Source organism: Candidatus Kirkpatrickella diaphorinae, from assembly GCF_025736875.1.
Classification (GTDB): Bacteria; Pseudomonadota; Alphaproteobacteria; order Acetobacterales; family Acetobacteraceae; genus Sorlinia; species Sorlinia diaphorinae.
Genome location: NZ_CP107052.1, coordinates 500,223 through 524,274 on the forward strand (window position 1 = coordinate 500,223; position 24,052 = coordinate 524,274).

The 24,052-nt window shown below is 57.7% G+C and carries 20 protein-coding genes and 2 tRNA genes; 15 read left to right on the top strand and 7 right to left on the bottom strand.

Annotated elements, in window-relative coordinates:
- The first annotated feature begins 1 nt into the window (after nt 1).
- The gene (locus N5W20_RS02255) at nt 2-727 is read left to right on the top strand and encodes a MerR family transcriptional regulator (protein ID WP_319807309.1); all 726 of its coding nucleotides are present in this window, start codon (nt 2-4) and stop codon (nt 725-727) included.
- A 68-nt stretch (nt 728-795) separates the two neighbouring features.
- Nucleotides 796-869, top strand: a tRNA-Pro gene (locus N5W20_RS02260).
- 23 nt (nt 870-892) lie between these two features.
- Here the strand turns inward: N5W20_RS02260 and N5W20_RS02265 are convergent.
- Both N5W20_RS02265 and N5W20_RS02270 read right to left on the bottom strand, forming a co-directional pair.
- On the bottom strand, nt 893-2,065 hold the full coding sequence (locus N5W20_RS02265) for an AI-2E family transporter (RefSeq protein ID WP_319807310.1): 1,173 nt from the start codon (nt 2,063-2,065) through the stop codon (nt 893-895).
- A 165-nt stretch (nt 2,066-2,230) separates the two neighbouring features.
- Complete coding sequence (locus tag N5W20_RS02270) at nt 2,231-3,043, bottom strand: NUDIX hydrolase (RefSeq protein WP_319807311.1); 813 nt, start codon at nt 3,041-3,043, stop codon at nt 2,231-2,233.
- A gap of 322 nt (nt 3,044-3,365) precedes the next feature.
- Between N5W20_RS02270 and rpmB the strand changes: the two genes are divergently transcribed.
- The gene (gene rpmB / locus N5W20_RS02275; protein ID WP_319807312.1) at nt 3,366-3,668 is read left to right on the top strand and encodes a 50S ribosomal protein L28; all 303 of its coding nucleotides are present in this window, start codon (nt 3,366-3,368) and stop codon (nt 3,666-3,668) included.
- 209 nt (nt 3,669-3,877) lie between these two features.
- Entirely contained in the window at nt 3,878-5,983 is a 2,106-nt protein-coding gene (fusA, locus tag N5W20_RS02280; protein ID WP_319807313.1) for an elongation factor G, read from the top strand.
- Nucleotides 5,984-6,035: 52 nt separating this feature from the next.
- Here fusA and N5W20_RS02285 read toward each other — a convergent pair whose 3' ends face one another.
- On the bottom strand, nt 6,036-6,296 hold the full coding sequence (locus N5W20_RS02285) for a GlsB/YeaQ/YmgE family stress response membrane protein (RefSeq protein ID WP_319807314.1): 261 nt from the start codon (nt 6,294-6,296) through the stop codon (nt 6,036-6,038).
- Between the two features lie 139 nt (nt 6,297-6,435).
- A complete protein-coding gene (locus tag N5W20_RS02290) occupies nt 6,436-9,222 on the bottom strand; it encodes a phosphoenolpyruvate carboxylase (protein ID WP_319807315.1) in 2,787 nt (928 codons plus the stop codon).
- Nucleotides 9,223-9,537: 315 nt separating this feature from the next.
- On the opposite strand from N5W20_RS02290, the gene N5W20_RS02295 reads away from it, so the two are divergent.
- The 8 genes from N5W20_RS02295 (at nt 9,538) to N5W20_RS02330 (ending at nt 16,897) form a co-directional block, all read left to right on the top strand.
- Nucleotides 9,538-10,827 (top strand): DUF445 domain-containing protein, encoded by a 1,290-nt coding sequence (locus N5W20_RS02295; protein WP_319807316.1) that lies wholly within the window; start codon nt 9,538-9,540, stop codon nt 10,825-10,827.
- 116 nt (nt 10,828-10,943) lie between these two features.
- Entirely contained in the window at nt 10,944-11,414 is a 471-nt protein-coding gene (locus N5W20_RS02300) for an SUF system Fe-S cluster assembly regulator (protein WP_319807317.1), read from the top strand.
- Entirely contained in the window at nt 11,411-12,907 is a 1,497-nt protein-coding gene (gene sufB / locus N5W20_RS02305; protein ID WP_319807318.1) for a Fe-S cluster assembly protein SufB, read from the top strand. The genes N5W20_RS02300 and sufB overlap by 4 nt, the downstream gene beginning before the upstream one ends.
- 10 nt (nt 12,908-12,917) lie before the next feature.
- Nucleotides 12,918-13,688 (top strand): Fe-S cluster assembly ATPase SufC, encoded by a 771-nt coding sequence (gene sufC, locus N5W20_RS02310; RefSeq protein ID WP_319807319.1) that lies wholly within the window; start codon nt 12,918-12,920, stop codon nt 13,686-13,688.
- Nucleotides 13,685-14,893 (top strand): Fe-S cluster assembly protein SufD, encoded by a 1,209-nt coding sequence (gene sufD, locus N5W20_RS02315; RefSeq protein ID WP_319807320.1) that lies wholly within the window; start codon nt 13,685-13,687, stop codon nt 14,891-14,893. Before sufC ends, sufD begins: the two co-directional genes overlap by 4 nt.
- On the top strand, nt 14,890-16,137 hold the full coding sequence (locus tag N5W20_RS02320) for a cysteine desulfurase (RefSeq protein WP_319807321.1): 1,248 nt from the start codon (nt 14,890-14,892) through the stop codon (nt 16,135-16,137). Before sufD ends, N5W20_RS02320 begins: the two co-directional genes overlap by 4 nt.
- A gap of 1 nt (nt 16,138) precedes the next feature.
- Nucleotides 16,139-16,507, top strand: a complete 369-nt coding sequence (locus N5W20_RS02325; protein WP_319807322.1) for an SUF system Fe-S cluster assembly protein — start codon at nt 16,139-16,141, stop codon at nt 16,505-16,507.
- Between the two features lie 21 nt (nt 16,508-16,528).
- On the top strand, nt 16,529-16,897 hold the full coding sequence (locus N5W20_RS02330) for a HesB/IscA family protein (protein WP_319807323.1): 369 nt from the start codon (nt 16,529-16,531) through the stop codon (nt 16,895-16,897).
- Here the strand turns inward: N5W20_RS02330 and N5W20_RS02335 are convergent.
- From N5W20_RS02335 to N5W20_RS02345, 3 genes are all read right to left on the bottom strand, one after another.
- Nucleotides 16,894-18,162 (bottom strand): class I SAM-dependent RNA methyltransferase, encoded by a 1,269-nt coding sequence (locus tag N5W20_RS02335; protein WP_319807324.1) that lies wholly within the window; start codon nt 18,160-18,162, stop codon nt 16,894-16,896. The genes N5W20_RS02330 and N5W20_RS02335 overlap by 4 nt on opposite strands.
- 17 nt (nt 18,163-18,179) lie before the next feature.
- On the bottom strand, nt 18,180-20,072 hold the full coding sequence (locus tag N5W20_RS02340; RefSeq protein ID WP_408869412.1) for a DEAD/DEAH box helicase: 1,893 nt from the start codon (nt 20,070-20,072) through the stop codon (nt 18,180-18,182).
- 260 nt (nt 20,073-20,332) lie between these two features.
- Entirely contained in the window at nt 20,333-20,785 is a 453-nt protein-coding gene (locus N5W20_RS02345) for a hypothetical protein (RefSeq protein WP_319807326.1), read from the bottom strand.
- A 184-nt stretch (nt 20,786-20,969) separates the two neighbouring features.
- On the opposite strand from N5W20_RS02345, the gene N5W20_RS02350 reads away from it, so the two are divergent.
- From N5W20_RS02350 to tig, 3 genes are all read left to right on the top strand, one after another.
- Entirely contained in the window at nt 20,970-22,397 is a 1,428-nt protein-coding gene (locus tag N5W20_RS02350; RefSeq protein ID WP_319807327.1) for an NAD(P)H-hydrate dehydratase, read from the top strand.
- A 64-nt stretch (nt 22,398-22,461) separates the two neighbouring features.
- Nucleotides 22,462-22,546 (top strand) — tRNA-Leu (locus N5W20_RS02355).
- Nucleotides 22,547-22,629: 83 nt separating this feature from the next.
- The gene (gene tig, locus N5W20_RS02360) at nt 22,630-23,961 is read left to right on the top strand and encodes a trigger factor (protein ID WP_319807805.1); all 1,332 of its coding nucleotides are present in this window, start codon (nt 22,630-22,632) and stop codon (nt 23,959-23,961) included.
- Nucleotides 23,962-24,052: the final 91 nt, after the last annotated feature.

Consider the following 24,052-nt stretch of genomic DNA (forward strand, 5'->3'; position numbering starts at 1 on the left):
AATGGTCGATGGAAGACCTGTTCCCGATTCTCAAGATGACGCATTCGGCGCGACCTCAGCCAAGAGATACGGCAAGAAAGCGCCTGACGCTTATCGCACGATAAGTGAAGTCGCTGACCTTCTTCACGTCCCTCAACATGTGCTGCGATTCTGGGAAACGCGGTTTGACGAGGTTGCGCCGCTCAAAAGTGGCGGTGGCCGTCGTTATTACAGCCCGGATCAGATCGACCTGCTCCGCCGGATTTCGGAGCTTCTCTATGTTGAGGGTTATACGATTAAAGGCGTGCAACGCGTTCTGAAGGGGCATGGCGAGGCACCGATGGCTGAAGCGACGTTCAGAACGTCGGATTACGCTTCTGCGGTTGGCTTCGCTGAGGATAGTGCGGCACCCTTCATTTACCAGCCGGGAAACACGCAGAACTTACAGGACGGCGTCAACGCCGCGGCCCGCTCGAAAACGCTTGAAGAATCACCGCGCGGCCATTCGGGACGGGCGCAGATCGTGCCCGGCAGTGCGCCCCGCATGCGCAACGGCGCAGAATCGAAAATGACGTCAGAATCCGACGATACCGGCCCGGATTGTAAGGCCGATGAGGCAGCGAATGGGGTGCAGATGGATTCGGCGCGATACACGCAATTGATGGATAAGCAGGCGCAATTAATTGAGCTTCTACGTGACGTGCGGGTCGAGCTGCTGGCGCTGCGTAAAAACCTCCCTTTAACTTAGAAAATCCCTCAAAGGCGCTTGCAGGCGGGGCTGCCCCCTGCTAAATGCGCAGGGGTCCAAACGACGGACGGGCAGTAGCGCAGCCTGGTAGCGCATCAGTCTGGGGGACTGGGGGTCGTGGGTTCGAATCCCGCCTGCCCGATATCTCCGTCCGCGTTTGGTCTTTCACGAAGTGATCTCGTTTTTCCGGTGCGGTGCGCGCACCGTTTCCGTATTGCTCCACATCCTCCATAACATATGCAATGCCGCCATGATGGCTGGCCCGAGGAAGAGCCCGAGCAAACCCCAACTCTCTACACCGCCAAGTATGCCGAGCAGCACCCACAGGAACGGCATTCTGATCGTCCCACCAATAATGACGGGACGGATGAAGTGGTCGGCTATGAAGATAACGAGACAGCCAATCGCAATAATCAGGCATGCCGCGACCATTTTGCCCTGAATCAGCACCAGAAGCGCCGCGACCATCACTGTCGGCAGGGCCAGGAATGGAATCATCGCTGCGACGCCCGTCAGAAAGGAAAAGAGAATCGGCTGCGGCGTACCGGCAAAAGCGTACACGACACCCATCACGAAACCCTCTCCCAGCCCGACAAAAACGAGACCGGCAATGGTGCCATGGATCGAGAAAATAATCTGACGCGCGATGATTTCACCACGTTGCCCGAATGTCCTCTCAGACACGGTGATGAGTCGCGCAATGATGCTTGCGCCATCCCGGAGGAGGAAAAACAGCGTCAGGATGGAAAAGAGGAAAAGGGTCGAACGTCTCAGGATGAGGGAAGTGACCTGTTTCGTCACCGCGACGCGATGCCCACCTGTATCAAGAGAATGGAAAATCTGATTCAGTTGCTGCGGGTCCGCGAGATATTTCTCCCAGGCATTGGCGACGGGTGTCTGGAGGAAAGGGAGTTCCTCCAGCCATGGCGGGGCGGGGACACCCTCATGCCGGACCGAATCCAGCCAGTGCAGCGCGCCTTGCGCCTCTTCCGCTGTTTTCACGGCCAGATAGCTCATCGGAATGAGGAAGATCAGCGCGACAAAAAGCGTGAATAAAGCAGGAATCCAGTTGGAATGGCCCCATCTTTGCACAGCATGTCGGTAAAGTGGCCAGCAGGCGATGGCGAAGACGCAACCCCATAGCAGGGCGGGTAAAAAGGATTGCAGGGTATAAAGGGCGAGAAGCACAAAAAACACGCCGAGCAACGCTCGGGCGCGCCGCTGTGCGGGGCTGCTCATTTCCTCAGGGGGTGGAGGGGCGGCATCCGCGGCGCGGCGGCGGGGTGGCTTGCCGGGTTTACGTGCTGAGCTTGGAGGATGTTCGGCGCCAGTTTTCATGTCCGTCCTGACTGCTTCCCGCTTTTCCGCGGAGGGGAGGGGGTCGTCAAACGGCTAGTTGCTGCGCCGGATTGACAGAAACCTTTTATAGCAAAAGCAAGGTGACGCCGCTGAGTCTTTTCAGAGCGCCAGAGGTTGTTTTCGAAACTGACGCGCGGCCTCGCTTCAGGCGGTGGAGGGCTCAAATCTGATGTCCTGATAAAGGACAGCGCCGATTTCTCGCGCTTCATGGGGGGTGAAAAGGCCATGACGTATAAAGAAATCGATGAGCACAAGATTGACATTAAATTTGAATTTGTCCGTGTCCCGAACAAGCTCCAGAACGGTCTCAAGCTTCATCAGTTCAAACCGCGTCACTTCACCATCCACGGGGCGGGGTGTGAAATCTTCCGGCAGGAGCAAATCATAGCAATAAAGCGTGTCGCGCCTTAAACCTTCAGGCCGGTTCTGGACGTAATTCAGGAGGCCGACCTGTTGGGCCTGTCGGCTCAAGGACGCCGGGATGCCCGCCTCCTCGGCCGCTTCCTTGATCATTGTATCAAAAGGGGACAACCCGGCGGGCACGCCACCTGCGGCAAGGTGATCCAGCTTACCTGGGTCAAGGCGTTTATCCGCCGCGCGATGCCCGACCCAGAGAAAGCACTGATTGTCGCGCATGACGATGCCATTCATATGCACGCCGCGCGCGGCCATCCCGAGAAGTGGCAGCGCGCCTCGATCAATCTGGCCAAGCACATGTCCACCGGGCGTGAACACGTCAAAAAGCTCGTTAAAACAACGGAATAACTGCTTTTGAGACAGGATCTCACCAATTTCGGTCAGGCGATATTGCCCGGCAATATGCACGCCTTTCTGCAGGGCCGCGTCGTCTTCCTCCTGCGGGATATGTGTGGCGATATCGGCGGCGACCCATCCGACGAGATGGCCATGATAAAAGAGCGGTTGCCGTGCCGTGCGGAGAGAGGAAGGGCGTAACACGCTTATTTTGTTCAAAAAAAGGGCCGTCTCCGTGCCCTGTGCCTTAACGCATTCCATTCTCTGCTACATTCCTTCCGCGCTTTATCGGCGGCTCGTTTCGGGGCATAAAGGGCAAGCCGTGTCACGTCGCAACTGGCCTGGCCCGGATGGCTGCTCGGATGATTTTTAACACAACTCCGGCTAAAAAGCGTGCCAAATGCACGGGATCTGTGCTTTCAGCTTGACGAAATCGAGCCTCTCCGTCATAAGCCGCGCCTGAATACCCATGTCGTGTGCCGGGGAGACCTCTCGGCGATCGAGAATTGTTTCGAGGAAATCTGCTATGTCTCGCCGCTGCCAAATTACAGGCAAAGGCGTGCTGACTGGCAATAATGTCAGCCACGCCAATAACAAAACGCGCCGCCGCTTCCTGCCTAATCTGCAGGAGATCACACTTCTGTCCGACACGTTGCAGACGGGCGTGCGTCTGCGCCTCAGCACGCAGGGCATCCGCACGGTTGAGCATAATGGCGGGCTCGATGCCTTCCTGCTTTCGACACCGAATCGCAAGCTCCCCGCGGAAGCGCAGATCATCAAGCGCCGCATCCGTCGCGTGATGGAAAATCGGGCCGAAAAGTCAGCCTGACGGTCGGCCCCTCCCGGATGACGCCTGTCTGCATCCGGGATATTCTGAAGTTATAAAGCCTTATCGTCAGCCGTCTTTGACCCGTTTCCTTGACGCGTGGCGACATGGTCGATCCAAAACCCCCTCTGTTGAAGAGGGGATTGTGACGGCCTCGGCGGGGGTGTTTCAGAAGGTCTGAAGCGCCTCAAGTGCATTGTGGAGGTTTATCCGTGTCCGACAGCAGCGTCGCAGAAGCCAAATCGGCTCTCTCCAAAATCCGAAATATCGGCATCACAGCGCATATTGATGCCGGCAAAACGACGACGACGGAGCGTATCCTTTATTATACCGGCATGTCCCACCGCATTGGTGAAGTCCATGACGGTAACACAACCACAGATTATATGGCGCAGGAGCGTGAGCGCGGCATTACCATCACTTCAGCCGCTGTGACCTGTGAGTGGAATGCGCATCGCATCAACATCATCGACACGCCTGGCCATATTGACTTTAATATTGAGGTCAATCGCTCACTGCGCGTTCTTGATGGTGCGATCTTCATCATTGAGGGTGTGGCCGGTGTTCAGCCGCAATCCGAGACGAACTGGCGCCTCGCGGATCGTTATAATGTCCCGCGCATCATCTTCATCAATAAGCTTGATCGCACGGGCGCGGATTTCTATCGCGCTTTCGACACATTGAAGGAAAAGCTCGATATCGTCGCCATTCCGCTCCAGCTGCCGATCGGCGCGGAAGAGAATTTCGTCGGTGTGGTCGATCTCGTTGAAATGCGCGCCATCATCTGGGAAGGCGGCGAGCTGGGTGCGAAATTCCATTACGAGGATATTCCGGCCGAGCTGAAGGAAAAAGCTGAGGAAGCCCGCCAGAACCTGCTCGATACGGCGCTGAGCGTCGATGAGAAGGCGATGGAGGAATATTTCGAGAAAGGCGACGTCGCGGTTGAAACGTTGAAGAAATGCATCAAGAAGGGTGCGATTTCCGGTGAGTTCCGCCCGGTCCTTTGTGGCACAGCCTTCAAAAACAAGGGCGTCCAGCCCCTTCTTGACGCGGTGATTGATTACCTTCCGGCGCCGGATGAGGTTGAAGGTATCCGCATTGCGCCGCCGGAAGATGAGGAAGTGGATGAGAACTTCCTGCCGGTCGTCCCGGTCGATCCGGATGGTAAATTTGCGGGCCTCGCATTTAAAATCATCTCCGACAAATATGGCACGCTGACCTTCGTGCGCGTTTATCGCGGTGTGCTCAATGCCGGTGATACCGTGATCAACACGATCAAGGGCCATAAAGAGCGCGTGGGTCGGATGTTCCAGATGCATGCGGATAAGCGCCAGGAGGTCAAATCCGTCGGCGCGGGTGATATCGCGGCTTTCGTGGGGCTGAAAGACACCGTCACGGGTGACACACTTGCGGATGCGAGTGACCCTGTCGTGCTTGAGCGTATGCAATTCCCTGTCCCGGTCATTGATATTTCCGTTGAGCCGAAGACGAAGGACGCGGTTGAGAAAATGACCCTCGCCCTACAGAAGCTTGCGGCGGAGGATCCTTCCCTTCAGCTTAAGACGGATCAGGAAACAGGGCAGACCATCCTTTCCGGCATGGGTGAGCTGCATCTCGACATTATCGTTGACCGTCTGCGCCGTGAATATGGCGTTGAGGCCAATGTTGGCGCGCCGCAGGTCGCTTATCGTGAGACGATCACACAGACGCATGTTGAAACCTATACCCACAAGAAACAGTCCGGTGGGTCGGGTCAGTATGCTGAGGTGAAGATCGAATTCACCCCGGTTGAGCGGAATGCGGATATTCAGTTTGAGAACAAAGTCGTTGGTGGCGCTGTTCCGAAGGAATATATCCCGGCGGTTGAGAAGGGCATTCGTGTCCAGTCATCCACGGGTGTTCTGGCGGGCTTCCCGACGGTGGACTTCAAGTTCACCCTGCTGGACGGCAAATATCACGATGTCGACTCATCGGCCCTGGCCTTTGAAATCGCGGCAAAAGCATGTTTCCGTGAGGGAATGAAGAAGGCGGGCCCCGTCATTCTTGAGCCCATTATGGATGTCGAGATCACGACACCGAATGATCACGTTGGTGATGTGGTGGGCGACCTTAATCGCCGCCGTGGCATTATCCAGAGTCAGGAGACGGCGGGCTCAACTGTGATGATCCGCTCTCAGGTGCCGCTGAAAGAGATGTTCGGGTATATCTCGCATCTGCGTTCAGCCACGAAGGGCCGCGCTTCCTTCACCATGCAGTTCCACCATTATGATCCCGTCCCGCGCAATGTCGCGGATGAGATCATGGCGAAATCTGCCTGATTTCTGTCAGAGCGTAAAAGAAAGACGCCTCCCAATTGGGAGGCGTTTTTTTTTAAACAGGCGGCGGTCGGTTTCTTGTGAAAAGCCCATAGAAGAAGAGCAGAATCATCGCGCCGATGACGGAGGCGATAAAGCCCGCCGGTTGACCTTCAGCATAGAAGTTCAGTTGCTGACCGATCCACTCAGCGAGAAACGCACCCGCGATACCGAGGATGATGGTGATGATGAAGCCACTCGGCGCCCGTCCGGGCATCAGCAGCTTGGCGACAAGCCCCACCAGAAACCCGACGATCAACGTCCACAAAATGTGCATAAAACGTCTCCAGACATGAAAACACTGTACTGGAAAACGAGTCAGATCGACTTAAGTTGACCCGCCAGAAAATTACGCACCGGATCGTGATATTTCCACACCCTGCGACGGGCCAAACTGGCGGAAAATACGTGGGAAATCAGCCAAATGCGCCGTTTGCATGCATGACGGCCGTGCTAATCTCTCTCAACAGGTCAAACAGCCGCGCCATGGGGCGGAAGATCGTCTCATGCTCCTTCATAAAGCCCTGATCATCCCGTGCGCCCTGCGGCTCATGAAAACTCAGGTCAGAAGGCGCGCCAAGATATTGCGGGAAGATTTCCCCCAGCTTTTTGAGCGCGAGCGGGATCTCCAACTGCAGGATCAATTGTAACAGTCGCTCGCGGGAGATGTTATTACGCGGGCTGAAATAGGGGATGCGCGTGGCCAGAAGCCAGATTTCCTCAATTACGGCGTGGCGTATCGCGTGCAGAATACGCTCATCCCGCGCCATATACAGCCCGTGCGACCAGACGGAATTAAGTGAGATATGGTCCGCCTGGACGTGCCGATACATGGGTGGGAGATGCCGCCAGAAACCGAGTTCCTCCAGCCCCTTCGCCAGACGCATATATTGGCTGCGGCGTGATTCATTGTCGCTATTCGCTGCGCGGTCCAGCCAGGTGCCGGGGTCCAGCAGGTCGACGACGGCGCGCAAGGCACCGATATCCGAGTGACTCAGGGCCTGCCGCGCGAAATCCAATGCCAGATCAAAGCGGCGGCTGGTGCGGGAAAGACGCTCAAAACTATCGGCGTGCCGCGCGGCGGCGGAGCCCAGCCCCTGAAGCACATTTGCCCACCAGCCAAGCTGTTCAAGAATCGCGTTATTCGGGATCGCGCGCAATTGATTCACATGGGTGATACGCGTCACGTTGGCGCCATCCGCCTGCCGGGCTGAGGGGCGCGAGCCGGATTTATCAATCAGCGCCGGCCCGAAAGCCCCCAACATCCCGGCATAACCGGGATCCTCAACCAACGTCGCCATATCCAGCGCAATGGTTGAGAAGAAATCGAAGGAAAATTCCGGATTGGCGTAAATCGGGTCGGAAGAGGCCGTCTGCGTCTCGCGCGAGAGATGCTCTGCAATGGTCACGACGGTGGATGTCGCGAGTTCCGGCGTGCCGAACAGCGTGTAACCATCCGCTCCCTGAAAGGCGGCTTCCTCCCGCACGCGAATATTGGCTTCCTTAAAGAGATGCGCCGTGTAAGCGGGTGAGAAATATTCCAGCCTTTGCTGCAGGCTGAAAGGATGTGAACCGCGCCCGATACTCTCCCCATGCGTGTCAAACAGCACGAGCTCAATATTGGTCAGCTCATGGCGGCGCATGAGTTCAAGCGTTTTGAGACGCAGGCGTTCAACCAGATTGGTTGCCGCCAATTGCCCGATATAACGCCCTGAATCCGAATAACCGAATTGCAGGCATAACCGGCCATTATTGCGCAGATAGTCCCGCCAATGGGGGGAGCGGAAGCATTCTTCCAGAATTGTATCGCCGTGCTCCAACGCCGATTGCGTTTCAAAAAGCGGGGAGATCTGGATCTGATCATCCCGAATGCCGAAATGTCGGGACAGCCACAATGTCGCCAGCAGCGTAAAGCCGCTCTCCGTCTCGGCAATCAGAAACCGGATGGGCGTCGTCTGGTCGATATGTTTGAGGATCTGCGCCATCGTCATCATCAGACGCGCCGCGGAAATCTGCTCCATCAACAGAGAGCCGAAATCAACTGGGACGGGCGGTGCCTTCTCATTGAGCGCTTCATTGATCTGACCGATCACTTTGCGTCGACGGGAAGGGATCGCGGGATCGTCTTCAATGCTCAGACGGTGTCGGACAACATTATAAATCTGTGTCGCGTTCAACCGGGTATGGATATGCGCCGCGCTTAGCCCATGGGCCGTAAAGCCGCTCCAGGCAATGTCGATCTCATGGCGGGCGGCCGCGTCGCACGTCTCTCTGGCCGCCTGATAAAGATCTGTCAGTGCATGTGCATCCACCAGAGCTTCTTCACGCCGCCCGACCAATACCGCCGCGAAGGCAGCGACATCTTTGGCGGCATTGCGGCCAAGCTGTGGGCTCGCGCTGCGCTGCGCGAAGACAGCATCAATCGCTACACGCAACCGGGCGAGGAGAGGGCTGTCCGAAGGCAGATATTCTGAAAGCTGCGCCGTGAGACGCCGCAATTGCGTTTCCTTGAGCGCAAGGCGGATCGCAATCGTGTCCCACCAATGAATATCGCTCCGCCCATCCGTATCGAACCCCACCCAACTCGCCAGAACAACAGGACTTGGCAGTACGGTCGCGTCAGGCCATTTTTCCCGGCAGGCTTCAAGGAGTGCGCGATTGAGCGCGTCAATTGCATCCCGCCCGCGCAAAATGGCGGCAAGGGCGAGGTCCTGCTCATGCCAGAGTGTTGGCGCCTCCAACCGACGATGCGACGCCAATTTTGGGACTTCAAGTATGGGGTCGGTCGCAAGATGAGCAAGTTGCTCATAAACAGCGTCGCTCAGGGCGAAAGTCGGATGCGCCGTGAAAACAGCTGAAAAAGCCGGTCGGGCCAGGCGGTCATGCAGTTCCTCGATCCGCGCACATTGCGCGACAAGCTGGCGGGCTGCTGCAATCATGCGAATATTCAGGGGCGCTTCTGCATCAAGCCCGACATAATATCGGAGATGGGCCGCGCGCTGATGCAGCGCCGCGTCCCGCAAATGCCGCACCGTTTCTTCCAGATCGTCAACGCTGAGTTCCTCCCTGGCAAGCCCGGCGCTGATATGCTGCGTCATGGCGCTGACCTGGCCATGCCCCTTTTCAGCCAATATCGAGTCACCTGCCAAAGCCGCCAATAATTTCGACTCTGACAGCTTTGATCGCGACGTCCGCTCAGTCATGGTCGTTTCCGCAGGAAAAGGACGTTCGGTCATCGGGGCGTTATGGCGTTCTGTCGGCAAGATCGTCTCAATATGCAAAGGAGGTTTACGGGGTGCATTCTCTACAAGCGTCCGGTCGTGCGCAATGATGTTTCATAAGGCGACCGGAAGAATTTTAGGTTATCAGGGCGACTTGCGGGCGACAGTGACGCAGATGTAACGCATATCGCGGTCATGACGGTGCATGCATGTGACAGGTCAGGGGCGTGCCGTCCGCCACATAAAAAATCAGGCAGGCGGGTTTTATCCGATCGGGCCTTCAGACGTTGCAGGGTGATGCCGATATTTATCCAGTCAGATCAAAAAGCCGCGGACGCCTACCGGAAGATGCGGCGCGTGGCGACAGGAATGCTCGTCGCAATGGGTGGCGTCGGCGTGGCATCCACCGTCCTGCCCATGATGCATCTCGTCAAAGAGGGATGGCTTGTCGGGCTGATCGGGGCGGGTGCCCGCGCCGGTTTCGTGGGGGGAATTGCCGATTGGTTCGCGGTGACGGCGCTTTTTCGCCATCCGCTCGGACTGCCAATTCCCCATACGGCGATTCTCGTCCGCCAGCAGGCGCGCCTGGCGGAGGCGACCGGACGATTTGTCGCATCTCAGTTCTTTGATGAGGCTGAAGTCGCCCGCGCGCTCGAATCCGCGCAATTACCGGGCCGGTTGGCGGGCTGGTTGGGCCATGATGCCTTCCGCGCAAATTGCTCCGCCGCCATACGGGGCGCCCTGCCGGGCCTGCTGGACCGGGTAGAGGATGGCACGGCGGCTTCCGCCATCCGGCGCGGTTTCGAGATGCTTGTGGCGGGTAAGGCGACCGGGCCGCTTCTGATCCGCATTCTGCGCAGTCTGGTGCGGGATGATCTGCATCAGGAGGTGGTTTCCTTTCTCCTTCTGCGTCTTAAAAACGCGATCCAGGAGAAGGAGGATCACCTGCGTCGTTTCATCCAGCAGCGCGTGACGGAGCAGGGGGGCAAAGTCGTGGGCTGGATGATCGGCCCTTCCGTCGCGCAGAAAGTGATCACGTCTCTCTATAATGAGCTTGAAGGACTCGACCCGGCCGACCCCCATATGCGGGAGAATATTTCGGAATGGCTGCGGCGGGAAATTGACCTGCTTGAAAATGACGCGCCGCGCCGCGCCCATCTGGAGGAAAGCCTGCTGCGTCTCATCCGTCATGACAGTGTCCTGTCCTGGAGCGGGCAGATCTGGCACCGCCTCCGCAGCCGGATTGAGGATGACAGCGCGGCGGATGATGGTGTGACGGCGCAGTTCATCGATTCGATCCTGCTCAGCACGTCCCACCATCTGCAGTCCGACCCAGCCATGGCGCAGAAAGTCGACGCGACGATCCGCGCCATTATTCTGCGCGTTTTACCCGCGGTCCGTGCCCAGCTCGCGCAATATATCGCCAGCGTCATGTCGAAATGGGACAGCCAGAGCCTGACAAACCGCCTTCAGGAGCGGATCGGGAAAGACCTGCAATATATCCGCGTCAATGGAACGCTGGTGGGGTTCATCATCGGCGCTATGCTGGAAGCCGCATCCCGCTTCTTCCGCATGGCGATGCATTGAAAACGCGATAAAAAAATCTAAAAAACCCTTGACTGTAAACGGGACCAGGTCCATCTCAGGGGCAAAGAGGACTTACCTGGTCTTGAATGAATTTTTCCGAATGTCTGAGGTGAGCGATGTTGCGACTCTCCAAATTAGCTGATTACGCGACGGTGCTGCTGGTGCAGCTTGGCCAGCTGGACACGCTCGCGACGGCGTCCTCCCTTGCGCAATCCACGGGCGTGCCTGAGCCGACCGTTGCCAAGTTGCTCAAGGGCCTGGCCGGAGATGGGCTTGTCACATCGTTCCGGGGGGCGCGCGGCGGTTATCGCCTGGGTCGCCCGCTTGATCAGATTTCAGTCGCATCCGTCATCACGTCAGTGGATGGGCCGATCGAGGTCACGGCCTGCGTCAATGGCCGCTATTGCGATGCAGGGCCTCTCTGCTCACTCTCCGGCCATTGGGATATGGTGAATGACGCCGTTTATCGCGCGCTGGAGGCCATCACGCTGGCGGATATGATGCCGTCACGCCCGCAGGCAAAGCCAACGCCTTTGGCTGCCATCATTGATACGAGTCCCCGCTATCGTCATGGAGCCTCTTCATGAGCGCGTCGACCGAGACTCGCGACACCATCGAATCCCTCGCTCAATCCGGATATAAATGGGGGTTCGAGACCGATATCGATATGGAAATGGCCCCAAAGGGCCTTGATGAAGATATCATACGTTATATTTCCGCCCGGAAAGATGAGCCGCAATGGATGCTTGAATGGCGTCTTCAGGCCTATAAGGCATGGACATCCATGGCCCCGCCGCAATGGCAGAAGCCGAAATTCCCGCCGATTGATTTTCAGGACGCCCATTATTTCGCGCAGCCAAAAAAGAAGCCCGGCCCGAAATCCCTGGAAGAAGTCGACCCGGAACTCCTCAAAACCTATGCCAAACTTGGCATCCCCTTGCATGAGCAGGCTATTCTGGCCGGTGTCGAGGGTGCTGATGCGCCTGCGGATGGCCAACGTCCGCCCATCGCGGTGGATGCGGTTTTTGACAGTGTTTCGGTTGTCACGACATTTCGCGAGACGCTGCGTGCGGCGGGTGTGATTTTCTGCCCGATTTCCGAGGCGATCCGGGAGCATAGCGACCTCGTCAAAAAATATCTCGGCAGTGTCGTGCCCGTCAGTGACAATTTTTACGCCGCGCTGAATTCGGCGGTTTTTACGGATGGATCTTTCGTCTTCGTGCCAAAGGGCGTCAAATGCCCGATGGAGCTTTCAACCTATTTCCGGATCAATGCGCGCAACACCGGACAGTTTGAGCGGACACTGATCATCTGTGAGGATGGGGCCTCCGTCTCCTACCTCGAAGGCTGCACCGCGCCCATGCGTGATGAGAATCAACTCCATGCCGCGGTTGTGGAGCTTGTTGCCCTGGATGACGCCTCCATCAAATATTCGACCGTGCAGAACTGGTATCCTGGTGATGCGGAAGGTCGCGGCGGCATCTATAATTTCGTCACGAAACGCGGTGCCTGTCGTGGCCGTAACGCCAAGATCTCATGGACGCAGGTTGAGACAGGCTCTGCCATCACCTGGAAATACCCATCCTGCATCCTGGCGGGGGAAGGGTCGGTTGGTGAATTTTACTCCGTGGCTGTCACGAATAATCATCAACAGGCGGATACAGGCACCAAGATGATCCATCTCGCGCCGAATACGCGCTCCACCATTATCGCCAAGACGATCTCCGCGGGGCATTCAGACAGCACTTATCGCGGCCTTGTGCGGATGACGCCGCGCGCACGGAATGCACGTAATTTTTCACAATGCGACAGTCTCTTGATCGGTGATCAATGCGGTGCGCACACAATTCCCTATATTGAAAATCGGAATTTCACCGCGCGGGTGGAGCATGAGGCAACGACGTCCAAAATCTCTGAGGACCAGCTTTTTTATTGCCGGTCCCGCGGCATATCGGAGGAAGACGCGGTGGGTTTGATCGTCAATGGTTTCTGCCGCGATGTCCTGAAGGAATTGCCCATGGAGTTCGCCGTGGAAGCGCAGAAGCTCTTGCAGGTCAGTCTCGAAGGCAGTGTCGGATAGGATAAAGCGCATGAATGATTTTCTCAAAATTACCGACCTGCATGCCGAGGTCGCGATGTCGGAACCTCCAAAAAAAATCCTGAATGGTCTGACCCTCTCTGTGCCAAAGGGTGAGGTGCACGCGATTATGGGGCCGAATGGCTCGGGCAAATCGACCCTCTCTTATATTCTGGCCGGGCGGGAGGATTACACCGTGACGGGCGGTTCCGCCCTGTTTAAAGGGCAGGATCTGCTTGCCTTGACACCGGAGGAACGCGCCGCTTTGGGTGTTTTCCTCGCTTTCCAGGCACCGGTTGAGCTGCCGGGTGTCAATAATGCCAATTTCCTGCGGATCGCCGTCAATGCGGTGCGGCGCGCGCGCGGTGAGGCGGAGCTGGACGCGGTCGCCTTCCTGAAAGCGGTGCGCGCTGAGACGAAGCATCTGCACATGTCCGATGAGATGCTGAAGCGGAACGTCAATGAGGGTTTCTCAGGCGGGGAAAAGAAGCGCAATGAGGTGCTTCAGATGCGGATGCTGCGCCCGTCATTCGCCATCCTTGATGAGACGGATAGCGGGCTGGACATCGACGCATTGCGCATCGTCGCGGAAGGCGTCAACAGCCTGCGCGGCCCAGATTTTTCCGCGCTGATCATCACGCATCACCAGCGCCTGCTCGATTACATCAAGCCGGACCGCGTCCATGTCATGGCCAAGGGGCGCATCCTGCATAGTGGTGATGCGTCCGTGGCGGTTGAGCTCGAAGCAAAAGGCTATACGCGTTATCTGGAAGGTGCGGCATGACGGCGACGCCACGCATGTCGCCCGGTCTCGCCGGCTTTCTTGATCGCGCCGGGTCCGGCGCGGGGGCGCGTTTATTGCGGGAAACCGGCCTGCCCCATCGACGCCTGGAGGCCTGGCGTTACACGAATCCACGCTCCCTTTCGGAGCAGGTTTTTGCCGCGCCATCCCAACCGGATGCCGCGACCCTCTCCGCACTTCTCGGCACGCTCCCTGACCTGCCGGGCCGCCGCGTCACTTTCGTCAATGGCGTTGCGTCGGAAGGTGATGCGGGCGCTGACGCAGGAGGGATTGATCGCAAATCATCCGACACCGCAATTTCGCCCCTGACGGTGCTGAATCGTGCCCTCCGCCAACCGGGTCTCACCCTTGAAATCGGGGAGGGGGTTGATGAAGGCATTGTCAGCCTCGCCACGCTGAATCAGCATGAGACCCTGTCTTCAACCCATTTGCATCATCGCATTCATCTGAAGCGCGGTGCGCGCCTCGTCCTTCTCGATTTTGAGAAAGGTGACGGCCCCTATCTGGCCAATCCCGTCTATGACTTCGATGTGGGACCGGACGCGACCCTTGCGCATATCCGCATCATCGAAGATAGCCGTGCGGCTGAGTCTCTTTCCGTGATTGAGGCGCGTGTCGCAGCAGGTGGCGTCTATAATAGCTTCACATTGGTCCTCGGCGGGGCGCTTTCCCGGCAGGAAATTTACGCCCACCTCATTGAAGAGGGTGCGGCCGTGCATATAAACGGGGCCCAACTGATCGGGACGGGCCAGACGGGTGACATCACTTCCGTCATCAATCACTCGGCGGCGCATTGCCAGTCGCGCCAGACTGTCGCGAATGTGATTTACGGGCGTGGCAAAGGGGTTTTCCAGGGGAAAGTCGTCGTTGCGCCGCACGCGCAGAAGACGGATGGTTTCCAGATGAATCAGGCGCTGCTTCTATCGCCGGAGGCGGAGATCAACAGTAAGCCGGAGCTTGAAATCTACGCGGATGACGTTAAATGCTCCCACGGGGCAACGGTCGGCGCTATTGATGGTGAGCAGCTTTTTTACCTGCGCACGCGCGGTATTGATGAGACGCGCGCTCGGGAAATGTTGATTGAGGCTTTTTTAATGGAGGTAATCGCGCTGGCACCTTGTGAGGCCCTGCTGCCATTTTTGCATCAACGTGTCGCCGCATCCGCCAATTTGAGACATGTTTCATGAGTGATGTCGTTTCCCCCACCCTGTTAAATGACGATTTCCGCCGTCATTTCCCGATTTTGAGGGAGAAAGTGCACGGGCGGCCTTTCACTTATCTCGATAGCGCCGCATCCGCGCAAAAGCCGGAAGTTGTTATTGAAGCGATGGCTGAGGTGATGCGTCACCAATACGCCAATATCCATCGCGGCCTGCATTATATGAGTGAGCACACGACTGAGGCCTATGAAGCCGTGCGCACGAAAGTCGCGCGCTTTCTTAACGCGCCGTGTCGGGAAGAAATCATCTTTACGCGCAACAGCACGGAGGCGATCAATCTCGTCGCTTACAGCTTCGGGAGCCTCCTCAAACCTGGTCAGGCCGTGTTGATCACGGAGCTGGAGCATCATTCCAACATCATTCCGTGGCAGCTTCTTCGGGATCGCTGCGGAATCTCCCTGCGTGTCGCACCGATCACGCCGGAGGGGGATCTCGATCTCGACGCGATGGAAGCGCTTCTCTCGGACGGGAAGGTCGCGCTGGCTGCTGTCACGCATATGTCCAACGTGCTGGGAACGCTCACACCCATTTCCCGCATCGCTGCGCTTGCGCATCAATATGGCGCGAAACTGCTTGTCGATGGGTCGCAATCCGTCGTGCATGAGGCTGTCGACCTTGAAAAGCTCGACGCGGATTTCTTCGTTTTCACCGGTCACAAGCTTTATGGCCCGACCGGTATTGGCGTCCTCTGGGGACGCACGGCCCTGCTTGAAGCAATGCCGCCTTTTATGGGCGGGGGCGAGATGATTGAAAGCGTGACCTTCGAGTCCTCAAGCTGGGCACCCATCCCGCATAAATTTGAGGCCGGGACACCGCCCATCATTGAGGTGATCGGGCTCGGCGCAGCGATCGATTTCCTCGGAAAATATGATCGCGCGCAGCTTCGGGCGGAGGAACAGTCCCTGACCAAAACGCTGCTTGCGGCGTTGGGCACTGTCAAAGCGGCGCGCATCATTGGCGCACCGGCGCAGCGTGGTGGCGTCGTATCCTTCACGCTCGGCAATATCCACCCGCATGATCTCGCCGTTTTGCTGGATCAGCAGGGGATTGCGATCCGCGCCGGGCAGCATTGCGCGGAGCCACTTATGCGGCGACTCGGCGTGACGGCGACGGCGCGGGCGAGCCTGGCGGCTTACTCCACCCAGCAGGATATTGAAGCCCTGATGGCGGGGATTGAAAAAGCGCAGTTCGTTTTCGGGGAAGGACTTTGATATGAGTGCCACCCCACGTCATGTCTTGACTCAGGCGCCCAACGCGCCCGAGGAGGCCGCTTCTTCTCAACTGAACGAAGATCAGATCATTGGTGCGATCGCCTCGGTTTATGACCCGGAAATACCGGTCAATATTTATGAATTGGGCCTGATTTACGCAGTCGATATTTACGAGGATGGGCGCGTCAATATTGAAATGACGCTGACAGCACCCAATTGTCCGAGTGCGCAGGAGCTTCCTTTACAGGTCAAGCAAGCGGTCGAATCCGTGCCGGGTGTCACGGCGGCGAAGGTTGAGATCGTCTGGACCCCGCCTTGGGATATGAGCCGCATGAGCGATGAAGCCCGTCTTGCGTTAAATATGTTTTGAGAGTCTGACAAGAGGTCTGTCATGCAGGATAACCACCCCGCCACCCCCCAACGTCCCTCCCTGCCGCCATTGATGGAGATGACGGAAAACGCCATATCCCGTTTGCGGACGCTTTATGCAGGGGCACAGAAGGGGAAGACGCTGCGCATCTCTGTTTCAAACCGTGGCTGTTCCGGCAAATCTTACGAGATGGATTTTGTCGACGCGCCGAATCCGGGTGATGAATCGGTGGTGAAGGATGATGTTCGTCTGTTCGTCGATCGCAAGGCCACACTTTTTCTGATCGGGACGGTAATGGATTTCGAGGCCGGTATGATGCAGTCCGGTTTCACCTTCTCCAACCCGAATGAAAAAGGGCGTTGCGGCTGTGGAGAAAGCTTTTTCACCTAAGCGCGGCGCTTCGCCAGCCTTTTACGATCCAAGGTCAACGCCAAAACCGCTTCAACCTCCGCGGACCAGAGGAACTGGTCAATGACGGACCAGCTCAGTAAAGCATAGCCCTGCCGCACGAATGGTGCGAGATCATTCACCAGGGCCTGTGGGTTGCAACTGACGTAAATAACGTCTCTGACGCCCGCTTCGGCAACCTGCGCCGCCTGCGTGCCAGCACCCATGCGCGGCGGATCCATGACGACGAGGCGGGACTTCTCAAGTTCTTTCTGTTGCAAAGGCTGGCGGGCCAGATCCCTGACAGAGCATGAGAGACGCTTTCCCGTCCGGACAGCATCCAATGCCGCGACGGAAGACGCTGCCCCCTCATACGCTTCGACAAAACCATATGCGCTGAGGGGCAGGGTCAATGTGCCCATGCCGCTGTAAAGCTCGGCAATCCGGTCGCGCTTGTTAAGTTTCGGAAGCGCCTCACAGACAGAGGCGATGATGGCAGCTTCGCCGGAGGCGGTCGGCTGCATGAAAGAGCCGGGCGGCGGGGACATTGTCGTGCCTGAAAAATCATGCGTGACGGGGCGCAATTGCGCGATGACTTCCGGCTTGTTGTCGTAAGATTTACCTTGTCTCCAGCAGATACGCGGAATGTGATGCGCGGCGGCAAACGCTGCGATTTTGCCGCGATCCGACAGGGAGGGCGCGGCATTCGCGCCAATGACGATATCCGCACCGGAATCGAAGAGATTAATATGGAGATCCGCCTCACGCGAGATCGCACCCAGACGGCGCATCAAATCACGCAACGGTGCCAGCAACGCGAAAATCCGGGGGTCGAGAAGCTGGCATGACGTCATATCGACCGGCGCGCTTTTACGCTGATGGAGGCCGATCACCACACCCGCCTCACTTTTGACCACGGCGAGATCAACACGGCGACGGGATAGGGGCGCAGACTGGTGCATAGCGGTGGGTGGGGGGACGTCAAGGCCCGCACGTTCCAGCGCCGCCTGCACGCGGGCGCGCTTCCAGCTCAACTGGTCGGAGAAGGAAAGACGCTGCGTCGCGCATCCACCACATTGCGTAAAAATGGTGCAGGGCGGGGCGATGGCGTGTGATGCGGGGGACACGAGATGATGTTCCAGATAATGGCCCGCCTCATCCGTCTGAAGGTCGAGAACATCTCCGGGAACGAGATACGGAAAATAATAGGGGCGCGCACCAATCCGGGCAATACCGTCCCCCTCTCGCCCCAGGGAAGCGATCTCCACCCGATGTGTCGCCGACATTATTCGGGTGAGCCGACCGCGCTTGCATCCGTGACACGGTTTCGCCGCGGTGCATTCATGAAGTTTGGCACCGTGCTCCCGAAACCTGGCCCGTCATGATCCGTCACCGCCTGGATGTTGTCACGTTCCTGACGGGGGGAAGGGCGTTTACCGTCGCGATGGCGTTCCCGCTGGCCCTGATGCGGGACTTCATCGCGCTTTGTCTCGGCAGGCTTCCGCTCTTTCTGACGATGATTTCGCTGACGGCTCGTGCGGGGATCCGCCTCATCACGCCAATCCACCGTTTCAACACCGTCAATTTCGGGTTGCGGCAGCTTTTTATGAGTCAGTTCCTCAATAGCATCAAGAAGCGGCTTCTGCGTCGGGGTCGCGAGGCTGAAAGCATGACCGGTTTTACCCGCGCGGCCCGTGCGCCCGATGCGATGCACGTAATCTTCGGCATTGAAAGGCAGGTCAAAGTTAAAAACGTGCGATAATCCGCCAATATCAATGCCGCGCGCCGCGACATCGGAACAGACCAGAATTTTGATATCGCCGTTTTTAAACTGCTCCAGCGTTTTGAAGCGCGTCGCCTGATGCAGGTCGCCATGCAGGTGGCCGACGGAGAAATGATGCTTATGCAGCGATTTCTGCAGGATATCGACATCACGTTTGCGATTGCAGAAGACAATCGCATTCTGCACATTTTCCCGCTGGAGAAGCGTGCGCAAAGTGCGGCGCTTTCCGCGCTCCTCCACGATAATCAAGGCTTCCTCGATGGTCGTTGCCACGGATGAGGGGCGTGAAACCGTGATCTCCTCCGGATCGCGGAGAAATTGATCGGCGAGGCTCCGGATTTCCGGCGCCATGGTGGCGGAGAAGAAAAGCGTCTGACGATGGGCCGGTAGAAGCGATGTGATGCGCTGGACATCGGGGATGAAGCCCATATCCAGCATGCGATCTGCCTCGTCAATCACGAGGATGCCCGCTTGATTGAGCAGCAGCCCGCCGCGATCATACAGATCCAGCAAACGGCCGGGTGTCGCGATCAGGATATCAACACCCTGATTAAGGGCCGCGCGCTGATCCATCATGCTTTCGCCGCCAATCAAAAGCGCGTGATTAAGGTTCAGATGCTTACCGTAAAGATTAAGATTTTCCGAAACCTGAAGTGCAAGCTCCCGCGTTGGCTCCAGAATAAGGGAGCGCGGCATACGGGCCCGTGCGCGGGAACCTGTCAGGATTTCCAGCATCGGAAGGGTGAAGGAGGCGGTCTTCCCCGTGCCTGTCTGCGCCACACCAAGCACGTCTCGATGACGAATCACAAACGGGATTGCGCGCGCCTGAATGGGCGTCGGGCGTTCATAACCGATTTCTTCAATTGCCTTTAGAAGGGGGGCGGACAGGCCAAGCGTATCAAATGGGGGGAGGTCTTCTTCCTCCGGTTTCGGTGCTTCGGCCTGCGCATCATCAGGAGGGGCCGATTGACTCGCTTGAGACGTCACTTCATCCGGCTGGACCGCCTTTTTGCCGCGCGCACGACGTGTTGTCGGTGCTTTACGGCTTTTCGCAACCGGCTCCGGTGCGGCGGCTAATGTCGTGGCGGGCGTTTCTGCAACTATTTCAGGGGCATCAGGCGCGACAATGTCCGCGGCCTCCGGCTTTCTGCGGGTGCGACGTTTCGGTTTGTCGGTTGATGCAACTGCGGGGGTTTCCGCCGCCGTGGAAGAAGCGCGGGATTTCGCGGGCGCGCGGCGTTTCTTTGGCGCGGCGGCTTCTTTATCGGAAGCCACTTCCGTAACTGTTTCCAAGGATACCGGCTTTGGCGCAACTTTCGCACGGGTGGCACACTTGCGCGCAGGCTTGGCCGGTGCACTGTCCTCCGGTGGGGCAGCGTCACTTTCGGGCGTCATTTGGCTCTCACCCTTGACAGATCGAGACCGTGATGAAGTCGCTTTACGCGGTTTGGGCGCGGATGATTTGGTCTTGGTAGATACAGAGCTGTTTGACAAAAAAACTGCCTTCTGATGACACGGTTCAATACCGGGGTGAGGCGCAACGCTGGGTTGCGGAAGCGCGCAATGACCGGGACATATTCGCGTCCCTATATCGGATAAGTGGCTTAAGGTTCAATAATAACATGTCCAGAGCGGCGGTAAGAAATAATTTTTGTTCAAATCCCGCTATTTATGACGCCTGCAACAATCGCAACAACGCCCAGCGAACTCATCAATATGAGTCGGTAGTAAATCGCCCGCAATGTTTCCGGCTTTGAGCGGATCGCGCGCCGCGCGGTTCGGAAAGGTCCGAAATAACATGAAATGAACAAAATAGCCATCAGCAGCGCCGCGCCCTGCATCGCATTGATCGGCCAGGGCAGGGCGGAGAAACGCCCGATGCGCGTGACGAGAAGCCAGCCCGTCACCAATGTCACCAGCATGACAGGCCATAAAATACGGAAATAGCGCGTCAGCGCGGCGAGGATAACGTTGTGGCGTTGCACGGCGTCCAGTGCGCGGACACTGGCCCGCGTCACGGTGACGATAAACCCGCCACCGCCGACCCATGTAATGATGCCGATAATGTGAAGGGTTAGAACAACATCCCACAAGACTGCGTTGATCATCTCATCTCCAGGTCAGGTTTTCGGCTTGCACGGTTATCACGATTTGGCGAAGCTGCAAGGGGCAAAGCAGGCGCGCCACGCTATTGACGTTGCCTGTAACGTGTATGCCGCCGCAATGCCGCGATTTTCCGGACTCAACGCGGGGTGACGTGGCGGCGTGTCTTTCAGGATAAGGGTAACGAGCGTGACATTGCCGCATCAGTTCATTCAAAGGGCCGTGCTGACACCAGCGGAATTTGCCGCGCTGGATGCGGCGGCGGCCCGGACCATCGGCATGGAAACGCTGATCGCACGTGCAGGATGGTGCGTGGCGCGGGAAGTCAGGTCACGTTTCGCGCCGTCCCGGGTCCTCATACTTTGCGGGCCGGGCAATAATGGACGCGACGGCCAGGAGACAGCGAGAAACCTGGCGCGGGCGGGATGGGACGTTGATGTGGCATTTTACCCCGACACACCGCAGTCACCGCCGGAATGGCTTGCGCGGGCGGGGGTTACAATGGTGCCCTTCACCGTTGAGGAGGCATCGCGCGCAGATCTCGTGATTGATGCTGTTTTCGGCGCGGGGCTGAACCGTCCAGCGGATGCCGCTGTGATATCGGTGCTGCGCGCGGCGCGACGACGTGTCGCCATTGATGTGCCCTCCGGCGTGGACGGTGCGACAGGCCATTTGCCGGATGATGCACCTGAGTATGATCTGTCCGTAACCTTTGTGCGGCTGAAACCGGCGCATCTCCTCGCACCAGCAAGATTTATGATGGGTGAGATTCTCTGCTGCGATATCGGCATGGATGACGCGCTTGTCGCACAATATGCCGGTCAGATGTTTCATAATGGACCGGAGCTTTGGGACGTGCCGACCATGTCGCTGACGGGTCACAAATATGATCGCGGCATTGTCAGTATTATTGGCGGTGCCGTCATGCCCGGGGCCACGCGCCTGGCGGTGGATGGGGCGCGCCGCAGTGGTGCGGGCCTTGTCCGTATCGCGGCCGGGCCTTCAGCACCCCTCTATCATGTCGTTGCGCCAGCAGATGTGATCGTCGATGCAGCACCTCTCGAAACATTGCTGGATGACGCACGTCGGAAATGCTGGATCTGCGGCCCCGGCCTGACGGAGGATGAGGTCGGCGCGAGCTTCGATATTCTGGTGGGTGCTGGGCGTCAGATTGTTGCAGATGCGGGCGCGCTCGCCTGGGCCGGGTCCGCGCCCGAAAAGTTAAGGGGCGCAACCATCATCACGCCGCATATGGGTGAATTTGCGCGGCTCTTCGGTGGAAAGCCCCGTGATTTGATCGCGGCGGCACGGCGGGTGGCCGTGAGCACCGGCGCGGTCGTCATTCTGAAAGGCGCGTCAACGGTTATTGCCGCGCCGGATGGGCGCATTGCCATCAACACCCACGCTTCCCCCAAACTGGCGACGGCAGGTTCCGGCGATACATTGAGCGGCGTCATCGCGACCCTTCTCGCATGTGGGATGGCGCCGTGGGAGGCGGGTTGCGCCGCTGTCTGGATACATGGGGAGGCCGGGTGTCGCGCAGGTCCGTGGCCCCCGGCGGTGGAATTGGCCCAGCATCTCGGCGCCGCGCGGGAAAGCGCAGAACGCCGCTTGTGAAAAACGCCGGATTGCTGTAAGCCGCGCGGCAAAGCCTTAGAGCGATCTCAAGGCCTGACTTTATGCGGGCGTGGTGGAATTGGTAGACACGCCAGACTTAGGATCTGGTGGCGTAAGTCGTGGGGGTTCAAGTCCCTCCGCCCGTACCAACTTAATTTGTGCTGTCGACGCAAAGAGGTCCATGCCTGGCACGATCGTCGATAGCAGCTTCGTCGAGAGGATCGCCTGGAAGATGCAGGTTACGCAAACGCAATCCGAAGGTCTCAAGCGTGAATTTAAAGTCACGGTGCCCGCATCCGACCTGCAGGAACGCCGCGCCGCCCGGTTGCAGGAGCTTGCGCGCACGGTCAATATCCCCGGCTTTCGCCCCGGCAAAGTGCCGGCATCAGTCGTAAAACAGCGTTTCGGCCAGTCGGTCGAAGGGGAAGTCCTCGATAAGACGATCAATGAATGCGTGTCGGAGCTGATGAAGACGCATGATCTGCGTCCGGCATCTCAGCCCAAAGTGGATGTCGGCCAGCTTGACGATGCAAGTGACCTTGAATTCACTTTGAACCTTGAAGTCCTGCCGGCAATCACGATCCCGGAAACATCGGATATCACCTTGACGCGCCTGACTGCGAAACCGGCTCAGGATGGTATCGACAAGGCGTTGGAAGAGCTTGCCAAACGGAATCGCAGCTTTGAGGATATTGAGGAAGCCCGCCCCGCCAAGGAAGGTGACGTGCTGAACGTCAACTTCGTCGGAAAGATCGACGGCACCCCCTTTGATGGCGGCACGGCCAATGACGTCAATGTCGAAATTGGTGGCGCAGGCTTCATCCCCGGCTTCGCTGAGCAGATTGAAGGCATGTCGGCCGGTGAAGAAAAAACCATTAATGTGACCTTCCCGGCTGATTACCAGGCGAAAGAGCTTGCCGGGAAAGAGGCGCAGTTTGAAATCAAAGCCAACAGCCTTAAAAAGCCGGTCGACCCCGCGATTGACGATGAACTCGCCAAGAAAATGGGTTTTGAGTCACTGGAGAAATTGCGCGAACTGATTTCCAACCAGGCTGAAAATGAATATTCGCAATTGACGCGTCTGCGCATCAAGCGGGAATTGCTCGATAAACTCGCCGAGAAAACAGATTTCGAAGCGCCGGAATCGATGATTGAAGCCGAGTTTGGGCAGATCTGGCAGCGTATTGAGCAGGACCGGCAGAATGGTTCACTCGATGAGGAGGATGCCAGCAAGTCGGAAGATGATCTCAGAACGGACTACCGCAAGATTGCCGAGCGCCGTGTAAAACTCGGACTGCTTCTGGCGGAGATCGGTCGTGAAAAAGAGATTTCCGTCTCACGTGAAGAGCTGATGGGCGCTGTGCAGCAGGAGGCCATGCGCTATCCCGGGCAGGAGCAGGCTGTTTTTGAATTTTTCGGGAAAAACCCGCAAGCTGTTGAAGGTCTGCGCGGGCCGATTCTGGAGAATAAGGTCGTCGATTACCTCATCGAGCTTGCGCAGGTGACGGATAAGGAAGTGACGCCGGAGGAACTGGCTGACATGCCGGGCGCCAGCCTCTCATAAGATCATCACAGAAAATCCTGGAATCGGGGTCGGGCTTCCTGAGCGGGTCCGGCCCTGTTTCATTTTTCTGAGTCAGTGACATTTCACAACA